This window comes from Ruegeria sp. CG1 (genome assembly GCF_056537265.1).
Window position 1 is genome coordinate 302,623 of sequence record NZ_JBQFRF010000004.1, and the last position, 12,358, is coordinate 314,980.

At 55.4% G+C, this 12,358-nt stretch carries 15 protein-coding genes; 6 read left to right on the forward strand and 9 right to left on the reverse strand.

The features are described 5' to 3' along the window. The first annotated feature begins 8 nt into the window (after window positions 1-8). The 4 genes from ACR0AU_RS13895 (at window position 9) to ACR0AU_RS13910 (ending at window position 3,198) form a co-directional block, all read left to right on the forward strand. Window positions 9-875, forward strand: coding sequence for a dioxygenase family protein (locus tag ACR0AU_RS13895; RefSeq protein ID WP_170392795.1), 867 nt, complete (start codon window positions 9-11; stop codon window positions 873-875). 21 nt (window positions 876-896) lie between these two features. Next, on the forward strand, window positions 897-1,703 hold the full coding sequence (locus ACR0AU_RS13900; protein WP_170513215.1) for an amidohydrolase family protein: 807 nt from the start codon (window positions 897-899) through the stop codon (window positions 1,701-1,703). Between the two features lie 68 nt (window positions 1,704-1,771). Beyond that, window positions 1,772-2,077: a hypothetical protein gene (locus ACR0AU_RS13905; RefSeq protein ID WP_170733678.1), complete on the forward strand. Its 306-nt coding sequence runs from the start codon at window positions 1,772-1,774 to the stop codon at window positions 2,075-2,077. A gap of 8 nt (window positions 2,078-2,085) precedes the next feature. Further along, window positions 2,086-3,198, forward strand: coding sequence for a cytochrome c peroxidase (locus tag ACR0AU_RS13910; RefSeq protein ID WP_170776209.1), 1,113 nt, complete (start codon window positions 2,086-2,088; stop codon window positions 3,196-3,198). Window positions 3,199-3,268: 70 nt separating this feature from the next. Here the strand turns inward: ACR0AU_RS13910 and ureG are convergent, their stop codons facing one another. The 9 genes from ureG to ACR0AU_RS13955 form a co-directional block, all read right to left on the reverse strand. Beyond that, window positions 3,269-3,898 (reverse strand): urease accessory protein UreG, encoded by a 630-nt coding sequence (gene ureG / locus ACR0AU_RS13915; protein ID WP_170733680.1) that lies wholly within the window; start codon window positions 3,896-3,898, stop codon window positions 3,269-3,271. After that, window positions 3,895-4,548, reverse strand: coding sequence for an urease accessory UreF family protein (locus ACR0AU_RS13920; RefSeq protein WP_170733681.1), 654 nt, complete (start codon window positions 4,546-4,548; stop codon window positions 3,895-3,897). The genes ureG and ACR0AU_RS13920 overlap by 4 nt, the downstream gene beginning before the upstream one ends. Beyond that, complete coding sequence (gene ureE, locus ACR0AU_RS13925; protein ID WP_170565436.1) at window positions 4,532-4,984, reverse strand: urease accessory protein UreE; 453 nt, start codon at window positions 4,982-4,984, stop codon at window positions 4,532-4,534. Before ureE ends, ACR0AU_RS13920 begins: the two co-directional genes overlap by 17 nt. A gap of 28 nt (window positions 4,985-5,012) precedes the next feature. Then, window positions 5,013-5,237, reverse strand: a complete 225-nt coding sequence (locus ACR0AU_RS13930) for a DUF1127 domain-containing protein (protein WP_170392788.1) — start codon at window positions 5,235-5,237, stop codon at window positions 5,013-5,015. Between the two features lie 121 nt (window positions 5,238-5,358). Further along, complete coding sequence (ureC, locus tag ACR0AU_RS13935; RefSeq protein ID WP_480795809.1) at window positions 5,359-7,068, reverse strand: urease subunit alpha; 1,710 nt, start codon at window positions 7,066-7,068, stop codon at window positions 5,359-5,361. Further along, window positions 7,068-7,373, reverse strand: a complete 306-nt coding sequence (locus tag ACR0AU_RS13940) for an urease subunit beta (RefSeq protein WP_170402578.1) — start codon at window positions 7,371-7,373, stop codon at window positions 7,068-7,070. The genes ureC and ACR0AU_RS13940 overlap by 1 nt, the downstream gene beginning before the upstream one ends. Continuing rightward, entirely contained in the window at window positions 7,370-7,531 is a 162-nt protein-coding gene (locus ACR0AU_RS13945; protein WP_170392785.1) for a peptidase M23, read from the reverse strand. Before ACR0AU_RS13945 ends, ACR0AU_RS13940 begins: the two co-directional genes overlap by 4 nt. Window positions 7,532-7,545: 14 nt before the next feature. Beyond that, entirely contained in the window at window positions 7,546-7,848 is a 303-nt protein-coding gene (locus ACR0AU_RS13950; RefSeq protein ID WP_170733683.1) for an urease subunit gamma, read from the reverse strand. 1 nt (window position 7,849) lies between these two features. Further along, window positions 7,850-8,617 (reverse strand): urease accessory protein UreD, encoded by a 768-nt coding sequence (locus tag ACR0AU_RS13955; protein ID WP_480439375.1) that lies wholly within the window; start codon window positions 8,615-8,617, stop codon window positions 7,850-7,852. A gap of 443 nt (window positions 8,618-9,060) precedes the next feature. On the opposite strand from ACR0AU_RS13955, the gene urtA reads away from it, so the two are divergent. Beyond that, window positions 9,061-10,341: an urea ABC transporter substrate-binding protein gene (urtA, locus tag ACR0AU_RS13960; RefSeq protein WP_170625015.1), complete on the forward strand. Its 1,281-nt coding sequence runs from the start codon at window positions 9,061-9,063 to the stop codon at window positions 10,339-10,341. Between the two features lie 62 nt (window positions 10,342-10,403). Then, window positions 10,404-12,356, forward strand: coding sequence for an urea ABC transporter permease subunit UrtB (gene urtB, locus ACR0AU_RS13965; RefSeq protein WP_480795810.1), 1,953 nt, complete (start codon window positions 10,404-10,406; stop codon window positions 12,354-12,356). The last annotated feature ends 2 nt before the right edge of the window (window positions 12,357-12,358 follow it).

A 12,358-nucleotide genomic window follows, 5' to 3' on the forward strand; every position in this document is an offset into this window, starting at 1 on the left:
AGGACAAGATGCGCTCTGTCACCAAAGACAATATCACCGACGTCTTCATGGGGTACCTGTCCAAAGATACTGATCCACGGATGCGTGAAATCATGGGCTCCCTGGTCAAACACCTCCACGACTTTGCGCGGGAAACCAACCTGACGCATGACGAGTGGCGGGCCGGGATTGCGTTTCTGGAAGGCTGCGCTGCGGTGGAAACCGAGGATAGGCATGAATTCGTGCTAGCCTCGGACGTGTTGGGCCTGTCGTCATTGGTTGATATGCTGCATTCCAGTGCCGATGCGACCAGTTCGTCCGTTTTAGGTCCATTTCACGTCTCGGGCGCCCCCCCGCTGCCAATCGGTGGCGATATGAAGCGTCACTACGGCGGGCCGGTTCTACTTGCAGAGGGCGTGATCCGCGATACCGAAGGTAACCCTATCGCCGGGGCAGAACTGGATATCTGGCAAACGGCACCCAACGGCCTCTACGCCAGTCAGGATGAAGAACAGGACACCTATTCTTTCCACGGGCTGATGTCAGTTGGCGATGATGGCAGATATGCGTTCACCACGGTTAAACCAGTTGAATACACCGTGCCGTCTGACGGGCCAGTCGGTGATATTCTGCGCGCTTGTGGTCGCCATCCATGGAGGCCCTCACACTTGCACTTTATCGTCAAAGCCCCCGGGTATCGCTCCCTCGTGACGGAGATTTTTCCGGACAATGATCCCTATTTAGATCAGGATACTGTCTTTGGCGTTCGAGACGATCTGGTAATGACATATGTTGAACGACCTGCATCAGAATTTCCCGATGGCATGGAGCTTTCTGGTAAGATTGCCGAACCTTTCTTGCACGTGAATTTCGACGTGACGCTTGCCAGGGTCTGAATGATATTGAGGAGGCTTGAGGTGCTGAAACATATCTCCATTTTAAGTGCAGCGTTATTTTGCAGTACCGCCGTCGCAGAACAGCGACCGATCTTTGACGCACATATTCACTACAGCCACGATGCCGTCAAACTGGTTCCGCCTGAACAGGTGGCCGAAATCCTTCGAGATGCAGGCGTGCGTAAAGCGCTGATTTCCAGCTCGGATGACAATGGCACTCAGCTATTGTTGGCCGTGGCACCGGACATCGTTGTTCCGGCGCTTCGCCCTTATCGTCGTCGCGGTGAGATCAACACCTGGATGCACGATGAAACTGTAATCGAGTATCTGGAAACAAACCTGGCAAAAAACAACTACGAGGCCATCGGCGAGTTTCACGCTTACGGAGATGACATCAAGACGCCGGTCATCCAGCGTATGATTGCACTGGCGAAAGAGCGGAACCTAATCCTGCACCACCATGGTGATCGCGAGGCCGTTGACTTGATCTTCGAAACATGGCCGGAAGCTCGGGTATTGTGGGCCCATTCTGGGTTTGACGATCCAGCCAGCGTGGTCGATGCGCTAGACATCTATCCCGGGCTATGGGCCGATCTGGCATTTCGTTCGGACATGGTTTCGCGAGGCCGTGTCGACCCGGATTGGAGGGCTGCGTTCCAAGCCCATCCCGATAGGTTCATGGTCGGTACGGATACGTTCGCACCTGAACGTTGGTACTACGTAGGCCCTCATGCCGATTTTTCGCGTGAATGGTTGGATTTGCTGCCGGACCAGATCGCAGACAACATTGCCTATGCTAACGCAGAACGTTTGCTGGCATCAGAATGACCCACGGCGCTGCTTGGTTTCTTATATGGTCCAGCGCGGCGGTTGCTTGTGAAGCGACGGGGCAACGCATGAATTCGGAAGTTCAAAACGCACCCAAGGTTTATCTGGCGGTCGACGAAATTCCGTTGGCCCAACCGTTTTCGGTGTTGGTTTCAGTTTGTAGTGAAACTGCTGTGGGCCAAATGCGTGTGGATGCAATCATGCCCGCTCATCAACATGGTATGAACTATACTCCCAAGGTTACTGCATTGGACGGCGGAGTGTTCCGAATTGATGATATGTTGTTTCACATGCCGGGTTTGTGGGAGCTGCAAATCGATGTCGACGTCAGTGGCCAATCGGTTTTTTACACGTCAGAAATTGCGCTGAAATGAAGCTGTGGATGACAGCTGCGCTAATTTTTCTGAGCGGGGCAGTACGTGCAGATGTCTTGTTGACCGAAGACGAAATTGAACAAACGTTGCCCTTTGGGCCGTGGCCACCATCCTTCCAGCCGGATCCAAGCAATAGATTTTCCAAAGACGCCACGGCAATCAAGCTCGGACAGGCATTATTCAACGATCCGATATTGTCAGTCGATGGTGCATTTTCATGTGCAAGTTGTCATGATCCTGATCAGGCATTTACGACGCCGGAGGCGCGGGCACTCGGTCGTGATTTGTTAAATCGAAACACACCATCACTGCGAAACCTTGCCGGGCTGCGCTGGTATGGTTGGGGCGGCAAAAGCGATAATCTTTGGGCAGCCAGCCTGCATCCGATCATCGAAGAACAAGAGATGGCGCATAGTGCCGAAAGCCTAAAGATAGCTATCTCTGAAAGTACCTACATTGATGATTTTGAAGCCATATTTGGTCACCTCCAGGATCAAAGCCCTGAACTTTTTCTGGTGAATACCGCAAAAGCTCTTTCTGCTTACTTGGAGACCTTAGCCACCGACCGGACGGTATTTGACGATTTTCGCGATGCTTTGGAGCGCCGAGATATTGCAGCGGCTAAGGAATACCCCGAAGCAGCTCAGCGAGGTCTTCAGCTCTTTTTAGGGCGCGGGAAATGCGTATTTTGCCACAACGGTCCGAGGTTTTCCAACAACGAGTTCCATGACGCTGGTGTGCCATATTTTCTGAATGAAACCGAGGTTGACCAAGGTCGGTTCGGAGGATTGAACAATTTACTCTCAAGCCCCTACACACTGGACAGCGACTGGAACGACGATCCGGAAAAGAAAGGTGCCTGGGCCGTGCGAAATGTACGCAGGAGCCATTCTGATTTTGGAACCTTTCGGACGCCCAGCCTGCGGGGAGTGGCTGAAACCGCTCCTTACATGCATAACGGCAGCTTAGATGATCTGAAATCTGTGATACGGCATTACAGCAAAATTGATACTGAAAGGCTGCACGCCGACGGTGAAGCCATTCTTTCGGAATTGAATTTATCTGAGCAGGAGATTGCAGACTTAGTTGCGTTTTTGGTCACGCTCTCCAAGGATTCTTAATAAAGCACTGGTGTAAAGGGCTTGGGAATGGGCTAATTGGCGAGCTATCTTAGCCTCTTCGTCTCTGGGACTAATTCGCTTCCGAAATTCTTAAACCTCCGCCTTTCACAAGCAGATCCACAATTGCGTCGACCCCGCTTCTGTGACGAAGTGACGAAAACAAGAATGGCCTTCCTTTACGCATCATTTTCGCATCACGTTCCATAACCTGCAGCGAAGCGCCAACATGCGGTGCAAGGTCGGTCTTGTTGATTACGAGGATGTCTGATTTCGTAATCGCCGGCCCGCCTTTCCTGGGTATTTCTTCGCCTGCAGCGACATCGATCACGTAGATGGTCAGATCCGCCAGTTCCGGGCTGAATGTGGCTGATAGATTGTCGCCTCCGCTTTCAATCAAAACAATATCGAGGTCCGGATGACGTGTCTGCATCTCGGCGACGGCGGCCAAATTGATCGAGGCGTCTTCGCGAATTGCTGTATGCGGGCAACCGCCAGTTTCGACGCCGATGATCCTGTCCCGCGGCAGGACCTGCATGCGCATCAGCGCTTCGGCATCTTCATGCGTATATATGTCGTTAGTAATAACTCCCACCGAACAGACATCGCGCAGCGCTTCAGACAAGGCGGCGGTCAAAGTGGTTTTTCCGGCTCCTACTGGGCCTCCAATACCTACGCGAAGCGGCCCGTTCATACTGGTCATGTGCGGAAAATCCTCGAATATTGTGTTTCGTGCTTCATGGCCGCAATGTCCCCCAAGAACGCGGTAGAGCTTAACTCGTCCAGGCTCGCCTTTTTTGCCCTTTCAGCAATCTGGGCGCACAACGGTGTCAGCTGGCGGATCAACCGCTGCGCATCGGTCTGTCCCAGTGGTACAAGGCGCGTCGCACAGGCGACAAGGTTGCTTGCGAATGCTTGCAGAAACATCTTGGTCGTCAGCAGCAAAGGAAGGTTTTCTAGTCTTGCAGCCCGTCCAATCGAGACGGGGTAGGTGAATTGCCCAAGGTCCAATTCCCAGACACCTTTAGTGACGTTTCCGAAGGCCTGTCCCAGCAACTCGGTTTCCATGAGCCTTTCGGATGTCGCACAAAAGGCGCGCGCCGCGATATCGACGTCGATCAGTTCTTCTTTGTCATGCGCGTTGAAGGCCGCCACAACGAACACAGCATCATTCCACCCAGAGCCATGTTCAAGCACATCTGAAATCCAGGCTTCAGTATCCCGAGAATTCGCGACAGTTCCCCCGTCAATCGCAGCTTCAAGCCCGTGAGAGTAGGCAAACCCCCCAACAGGATAGGCAGGGGACAACCATTGTGTCAGCGTCAGGATATTGGCGTCAGTGGGTGTGGCCATGGGTCCTGCCGTGGCCATAGGCCCCGCCTTCGGGGGTGAATGGTTCATTCACCTCTCGCACTTTTGCTCCGATTTTAAGAAGCATATCACGGATGACGTGATCGACTTGGATCAACAGGCGAGTCTTTTCAATCTGACAAGGCGTGTGCCGATTGCCGATATGCCAGGCGATACGTGTCAGGTCCGGGGCTGTTACCTCCAGCAACACTTCCGGTGCTGCCTGTATTTCCACTTCGCGACCGTCGTCCAAAACCAACGCGCCACCGTGGTTCAGTGAGGTCGTTTGCGCGAGATCGATGAGAATCTGTTCGCCGCTTTCGCAGGTAAGAACCTTACGCCGCAAAAAACGGTCGTCGTAGGTCAACGAGAGACAGTCTGCCGGATCGCCATGCGTGTGATCCGAATACTGGCGCGCAGTGCAGAGCAGGGCGGTCATACCATCACCTCCTCTGCAGCGGGAATAGTCAGAGCCAGATTGAGTCCGAGAACACCCGATGCACGATCCGTTCGCGCGTCAGACCGCGGTTTTTTAGCTCTTCGTCGCTGAGCGATTGCAGGAATTCGACTTGCCGGACGCGAGATTGAGCTTCGGCTACGCTGATCAGGGCCGAGTAAATTGACGACCCGATGGATACGATTAAACCGGCCAGCGAAAAGCGCGTGTTTGTATGTGTTGCTGAGTGTGCCATTTGGACCCTCGTAAACGTTGGTCCTCCCATGGGTTTTTATATCTGTCATATTGGCCTCACTTAGAAGTGCGTATTTGGTCATTGCTGCCTTGCACGCGCCGCAACGCAGCACATTTTTTGATCAGAATAAAAAATATCGTTGCGCCATCGGCAGCGTTTCGGCGGGTTGGCAAGTCAGCAATTCGCCATCCGCACGCACCTCGTAGGTTTCCGGGTCGACCTCGACATGCGGTGTCGCGTTGTTCAGCAGAAGATCCTGCTTGCCAATTTCTCGTGTGTTTTGGACGGCGACGGTTTGCTTTGCCAATCCCAGTGTATCACCGATCCCATCCGCATGGGCCGCCTGCGAGACAAATGTGATCGCCGAGTTTTCCACCGACCGTCCGTAAGCGCCAAACATCGGCCGACTATAAACCGGCTGCGGTGTAGGGATCGACGCGTTGGGATCGCCCATTTGCGCGCAAGCTATGGTGCCGCCTAGCAGAACCATCTCGGGCTTCACGCCGAAAAAGGCCGGGTTCCAAAGGACGAGGTCAGCGCGTTTGCCTTCCTCGATGCTCCCGATCTCGTGGCTGAGCCCATGGGCAATAGCAGGGTTGATCGTATATTTGGCGATATAGCGACGGACGCGAAAGTTGTCGTTCTCACCGGTTTCTTCGGCCAGGCGCCCGCGCTGTTTCTTCATCTTGTCAGCGGTTTGCCACGTGCGGATCAAAACCTCTCCGACCCGACCCATAGCCTGACTGTCAGACGCGATGATGCTGAATGCGCCCATGTCGTGCAGTATATCTTCGGCTGCGATCGTCTCACGCCGGATGCGGCTTTCGGCAAAGGCCACGTCCTCGGGGATGGATTTGTCGAGGTGGTGACAGACCATCAGCATATCCAAATGTTCCTCAACCGTGTTCACGGTGAAGGGCCGCGTGGGATTGGTGGAGGACGGCAGAACGTGGTTCTCGCCGCAGATCTTGATGATATCCGGGGCATGGCCTCCGCCTGCGCCTTCGGTGTGGAAGGCGTGGATAGTGCGACCCTTCATGGCCGCCACGGTGTTTTCAACAAAGCCTGATTCATTGAGCGTGTCGGTGTGAATCATCACCTGCACGTCCATCGCGTCGGCCACCGACAGGCAGCAATCAATGGCGGCCGGGGTGGTTCCCCAGTCCTCGTGCAGTTTCAGGGCACAGGCTCCGGCTTTGACCTGTTCTTCGAGCGCGGCAGGCAGCGAAGCGTTGCCCTTACCTGCAAAGGCCAGATTCATCGGGAAAGCATCCGCCGCCTGCAACATCCGCCCGATATGCCATGGACCGGGGGTGCAAGTGGTGGCCAATGTCCCATGCGCAGGACCGGTGCCACCGCCCAGCATGGTGGTCAGGCCGGAATGCAGCGCGTCTTCGATCTGTTGCGGGCAGATGAAGTGGATATGACTGTCGAACCCACCTGCCGTCAGGATACGACCCTCGCCAGCAATGGCCTCGGTTCCGGGTCCTATGATGATGTCGACACCGGGTTGTGTATCGGGGTTTCCCGCCTTGCCGATCTTGGCGATCCGCCCGTCTTTCAGGCCAACGTCGGCCTTGTAGATGCCCGAGTGATCAACGATCAGAGCATTGGTGATGACCGTATCCACAGCGCCTTCGGCGCGCGTGGTCTGAGATTGCCCCATCCCGTCGCGGATTACCTTTCCGCCACCAAACTTGACCTCTTCGCCATAGCTGGTCTGATCACGTTCGACCTCGATCACAAGATCGGTGTCGGCCAGCCGCAGCTTATCCCCGGTGGTGGGACCGAACATCGCGGCGTAGTCTGAGCGCTTGATTTTTGCTGGCATCAGAGTGCCCCCATGACCTTTTGATTGAAGCCGTAGACCCTGCGCGCACCACTGATCGGGATCAGCGAAACTTCGCGGGCCTGCCCCGGTTCGAACCGCACAGCGGTGCCTGGCGCAATGTCCAGGCGCAGGCCACGCGCGGCAGTTCGGTCAAAGTCGAGCGCCGGGTTGGTTTCGGCGAAATGGTAGTGTGAGCCGACCTGAACCGGGCGGTCGCCGGTATTGGCGACCATCAAAGTGATCGCATCAGTGTCGGGGTTCAGGGTAATTTCACCATCAGCCGGGAACAGCTCCCCGGGGATCATTTGTTCAGCTTTGTGATCAGCGCGACAGCAGCCAGCGCAACAACCGCCAGCCCAACGCCCATCGCCGCATAATCGGTGCCGTGCGCGTGGATATGCGTTCCATTATGGGCGGCTGCCGGGCCAGCGAAGATCAGGGCGGGGAAAAGCATGCGTGTCATATTGGTTTCCTTTTTCAGCGAATGGGGTGGTGGACGGTCACCAGCTTGGTGCCATCTGGAAAGGTGGCTTCGATCTGAACTTCGTGGATCATTTCGGGCACACCTTCCATGCATTGCTCTCGGGTGATCACCTCGGCCCCGGCTTGCATCATGTCAGCAACTGAACGCCCATCGCGTGCACCTTCGACCACGGCATCGGTGATCAGGGCGATCGCCTCGGGGTGGTTCAGTTTGACGCCGCGGTCCAGCCGTTTGCGGGCGACTTCGGCGGCCATGGCGACCAACAGTTTGTCTTTTTCGCGAGGGGTCAGGTTCATGTCAAAGCATCCAGCATCGAGGCAGCGTGTCTTTGTTCAACCGACGTAAGATCGGCATCAATGTGCCACGGAGGGCAAAGCTGTTTTCGGCAAGAACACGAGCAACCAACAGGTTATTGCGGATCATAGTCGCACCTGCGGTGTCGGGCAGCATCTGACGAATGGCATTCAGATGACCTTCGGCTGACCCCGATACAAAGACGATCAACGCCATCGCACCCGCGCCGTTTGCAATATGCGGTTTGGACAGATGTTTGTGCCAATCACCCGAGAACTGGATCGCGTCAAGGAACACCTTTTTTCCTTGGTACCGTATCTCGATCCGATCGTTTAGACGGATATCGGTCAGCGTCTCGCCCATCGCAATGCGGCCGAAGACCAGCGGCTCTACCATCAGCATCTCGGCATCTGGCGCCATCTCGATTTTCAGGCGTCGCTCCAGAGCGCTGCCATTGAACAGAATAGTCTCTTGCGGCAACCAGTTCAGCCGGGCTTCAGTCTCAACAGTCAGATGATTGGTAATCTGGCCACATTCTTGCGGCTTGGCCTTGTAGGCGCGCTCGCAGGCTTGTGTTGTCAAAGTCAGCGCCGTTCCTTTTGCTGCCTTACCGGAAAGTCGAAATGAGTCGCCTCCGGTTACGCCGCCTGCCGTGTTAAGAAGAACCGCGTCAAGATCAGGTGTGTTGGTTCTGGGGAACAGACATTTATAAGACCCGGACTGGCGAAACTTGTTCAGCACCGTCCTGTCACCCAATTGCTTGGTACTCAAACTGACGGCACCTGCAGCGCGCGGTGGAATAGCACTGTGCGTAGGCAATATGGCTGCAACGTGTGTAATAGGGCACCTATGGAGCTTTGATTGGTGCCACTTGTTTCTCTGTTGAAGGGGCGGAACACTAATCTACCGTGTCGAAATCTGCTTAATTCGACATCGCGCGGCTAAATTTTAGACAGCGACCTCGGTCTTGGATGAAAAAATAGGCGGATCGCGCCGATTTTCCGAATTGGGTTAAAGGTAAGTTGCCAAGCTTGCTGCGATGCAGAAACCGTATGGGTGCCACCGCGGAGATGACCCGGGGGTGTGTGACGGCTGCGCGAATTGGACCTCGAACACAACCGCCACACGGAACGCAACAACAGTTGCGGGGATCAGGTAGAAGAAGAGTGTGCCTTTGTGCAAGCCCTCTCTCCCGGCCCCGCCAGGAGGATCACATGAAATCGCTCAAATCCACACTCGCCGGATCGGCAGTATTTGCTGTCATGGCCACCGCCGCCTTGTCGACCGAAGACACGATCAAGGTAGGAGTGCTGCATTCGCTTTCCGGTACGATGGCGATCTCGGAAACGACGTTGAAAGACACCATGCTGATGCTGATTGACCAGCAAAACGCCAAGGGCGGTCTGTTGGGTAAACAGCTTGAAGCTGTCGTGGTCGACCCGGCCTCTGACTGGCCTCTGTTTGCCGAAAAAGCGCGTGAGCTGCTAACCGTCCACGAGGTGGATGTAATCTTTGGCAATTGGACTTCGGTGAGCCGCAAGTCGGTTCTGCCAGTGATCGAGGAACTAAACGGCCTTCTGTTCTATCCGGTCCAGTATGAGGGCGAAGAAAGCTCTAAAAACGTCTTTTATACCGGTGCCGCTCCGAACCAACAGGCCATCCCCGCCACGGACTATTTCCTGGAGGAACTGGGGGTCGAGAAATTCGCTCTGCTCGGCACAGACTATGTCTACCCCAGGACCACCAACAATATCTTGGAAAGCTATCTGAAGCAAAAAGGTGTCGCGGAAGCAGATATCTTCGTCAATTACACGCCTTTCGGCCATTCCGACTGGTCCAAGATCGTGGCGGACGTGGTCGCGCTGGGCGCGGATGGTAAAAAAGTCGGTGTGATCTCGACCATCAATGGTGACGCCAATATTGGTTTTTACAAGGAATTGGCAGCGGCTGGTGTTTCGGCAGATGACATTCCGGTCGTGGCCTTCTCGGTCGGTGAGGAAGAACTGTCCGGTTTGGACACCACCAACCTCGTCGGTCACCTCGCCGCTTGGAACTACTTCCAGTCGGCGGATACTGAGGCCAACGCGGAATTTGTGGACACCTGGAAAGCCACCATGGGTGATGAACGTGTGACCAATGACCCGATGGAGGCGCATTACATCGGCTTCAACATGTGGGTAAACGCCGCGACCGAGGCCGGTTCGACCGAGGTCGATGCCGTGCGCGCCGCGATGTATGGGCAGGAATTCCCGAACCTGACCGGAGGCACCGCTGTGATGCTGCCGAACCATCACCTCGCGAAACCGGTTCTGATCGGCGAGATTCAGGAAGACGGCCAGTTCGATATCATCAGTGAGACTGATGTCGTGCCGGGTGACGCCTGGACCGACTTCCTGCCGGAGTCGGCTGTGCTCGTCTCGGATTGGAAAGAGCTGGGTTGCGGTATGTACAACACCGAGACCAAGACCTGCGTTCAGACCCTGTCGAACTACTAACAGACCACGCAAGGCGGGTTTGTTTGCCCGCCTTGCCACAAAAGACATTCGGGTTTCACCACATGGTACGACTTTTCCTTGCGGGCCTCGCAATCCTGTGCGCCTGCCTGCCTGCCAACGCTCAAGAGGTCGGTCTACAACCGATCCTGCAAGAGCATCAGGAGATCATCGCCAAAAGCTCGCGCAAGACGATCAAACCGGCGATTGATGCGATTGCGTCAAGCGGCTTGCCCCAAGCGCAAGTGATGCTTGAGACATGGGCAGCCAAGAACATGTGGATGCGCAAGTCGGACGGTCTGTTCTTCGCTGGCCAGAAAGGAGAGGGGCGGTCGTATGAATTGACCGACTTCGATACCGGAGAAGTCGTCGGTACATTTGAGAAATCCGAGCTTAGGCAGCTGAAGCCCAACAGCGGTATCCGCGCGATGATCGGGACCGCTCTGGTCCAGTTCCAACTGACCGATCCGGATCGCGCAAAACGTCTGGCCGCATTGCAATCCATCCAACGTGATCCCGAAAGTGCACTCTTGGAGCGACTTCGCGCTTCGATAGGGGATGAACCCGAAGCAGAATTGAAGGCGCAAAAGCAGCGGCTGGAACGGTTGCTGACGATTGGTTTTGACGAAGATACCGCAGCCCGCGTGGTGGCGATCAAAGAAATGTCCGGCGATCTGGGCGTAGACGTTCGTGCGGCTCTGAACCCGTTGGTCGTCACTGCCCGCCAAGCCGCTACCGAATTGCCCCAGGACCTGAACGTCGCCGTTATTCTTGAAGCGGGGTCAGACGCCTTAACGTCTGACGAAGCATATGACTTGCTCGTTGCAAGAAACCTGGCCGCACCGCGTGTTTCGGCGGAAGATATCAGATCGGCACTGGCGGCCAATATAGAAGGTGGTCGTGTAGGTGGTACTCCCGTCGCACAGCTGAATTCAGATGCAATGCGCGCGCGTGCGTATACCTCTCTGGCAGAGGCGGGGACTGTGCCAGCCTTGGTCACGAACGCGGATGTCAACGCTGCAGTTAACACGCATGTATTCTTCGAAACCTACAGTGAGCCATCTGCCGAGGTCACTGAAGCAGCAGAGAAAGCCCTGCAACAGATCGAACTGAAGGTCGGCCTGAACCAAACACTCGACCTGACGCTGGACGCGATCTCACTGGCGTCGATCTATTTCCTCGCCGCCATCGGTCTGGCCATCACCTTCGGCGTGATGGGCGTGATCAACATGGCCCATGGCGAGTTCATCATGATGGGTGCCTATACTGGCTACGTGGTGCAGCAGATTATCCCTGATCATACGCTTTCGATCATGGTTGCTATTCCAATGGCTTTTGCCGTCACCTTCGCGATGGGCGTCGCTATGGAGCGGTTGGTGATCCGCTGGCTTTACGCTCGCCCATTGGAGACGTTGCTGGCGACGTTCGGCATCTCAATTGCCCTACAGCAGCTGGCCAAGAATATCTTTGGCACGCAGGCGCGCCCGCTGACTGCTCCCGATTGGTTGGATGGTTCGTGGATGCTGAATGACGTGGTTTCAATCAGCTACATCCGCATTGCGATCTTCGTTCTGGCGCTTATTTTTCTGGGACTTTTCCTCTACATCATCAAACGGACGAGGCTAGGGCTTGAGATGCGTGCAGTAACGCAGAACTCGCGCATGGCGGCGTCAATGGGGATTAATCCCGGGCGAGTGAATATGCTGACCTTTGGGCTTGGCTCCGGCATTGCCGGCATCGCCGGGGTCGCGATTGGCCTATTCGCCAAGGTCACGTCCGATCTGGGCAGCGACTATATCGTGCAAAGTTTCATGACAGTGGTTGTGGGTGGTGTTGGTAACATCTGGGGCGCGCTTGCAGGTGCGGGCATGATCGGCTTCTTGCAGAAGGGGATCGAGTGGATGATCCCGTCGAACACCCTCGCGGCCCAAACCTACATGATCATCTTCATCATCATTTTCATCCAGTTTCGGCCGCGGGGCATTATCGCCCTCAAGGGTCGCGCGGCGGGGGATTGAGC

What these genes read in the sequence shown, in the direction of transcription:
- ACR0AU_RS13895 (WP_170392795.1), top strand. Translation starts at nt 9, where the DNA reads ATGCGCTCTGTCACCAAAGACAATATCACCGACGTCTTCATGGGGTAC.
- ACR0AU_RS13905 (WP_170733678.1), top strand. Translation starts at nt 1,772, where the DNA reads ATGAATTCGGAAGTTCAAAACGCACCCAAGGTTTATCTGGCGGTCGAC.
- ACR0AU_RS13910 (WP_170776209.1), top strand. Translation starts at nt 2,086, where the DNA reads ATGACAGCTGCGCTAATTTTTCTGAGCGGGGCAGTACGTGCAGATGTC.
- ureG (WP_170733680.1), bottom strand. Translation starts at nt 3,898, where the DNA reads ATGACCAGTATGAACGGGCCGCTTCGCGTAGGTATTGGAGGCCCAGTA.
- ACR0AU_RS13920 (WP_170733681.1), bottom strand. Translation starts at nt 4,548, where the DNA reads ATGGCCACACCCACTGACGCCAATATCCTGACGCTGACACAATGGTTG.
- ureE (WP_170565436.1), bottom strand. Translation starts at nt 4,984, where the DNA reads ATGACCGCCCTGCTCTGCACTGCGCGCCAGTATTCGGATCACACGCAT.
- ACR0AU_RS13930 (WP_170392788.1), bottom strand. Translation starts at nt 5,237, where the DNA reads ATGGCACACTCAGCAACACATACAAACACGCGCTTTTCGCTGGCCGGT.
- ureC (WP_480795809.1), bottom strand. Translation starts at nt 7,068, where the DNA reads ATGCCAGCAAAAATCAAGCGCTCAGACTACGCCGCGATGTTCGGTCCC.
- ACR0AU_RS13940 (WP_170402578.1), bottom strand. Translation starts at nt 7,373, where the DNA reads ATGATCCCCGGGGAGCTGTTCCCGGCTGATGGTGAAATTACCCTGAAC.
- ACR0AU_RS13945 (WP_170392785.1), bottom strand. Translation starts at nt 7,531, where the DNA reads ATGACACGCATGCTTTTCCCCGCCCTGATCTTCGCTGGCCCGGCAGCC.
- ACR0AU_RS13950 (WP_170733683.1), bottom strand. Translation starts at nt 7,848, where the DNA reads ATGAACCTGACCCCTCGCGAAAAAGACAAACTGTTGGTCGCCATGGCC.
- urtA (WP_170625015.1), top strand. Translation starts at nt 9,061, where the DNA reads ATGAAATCGCTCAAATCCACACTCGCCGGATCGGCAGTATTTGCTGTC.
- urtB (WP_480795810.1), top strand. Translation starts at nt 10,404, where the DNA reads ATGGTACGACTTTTCCTTGCGGGCCTCGCAATCCTGTGCGCCTGCCTG.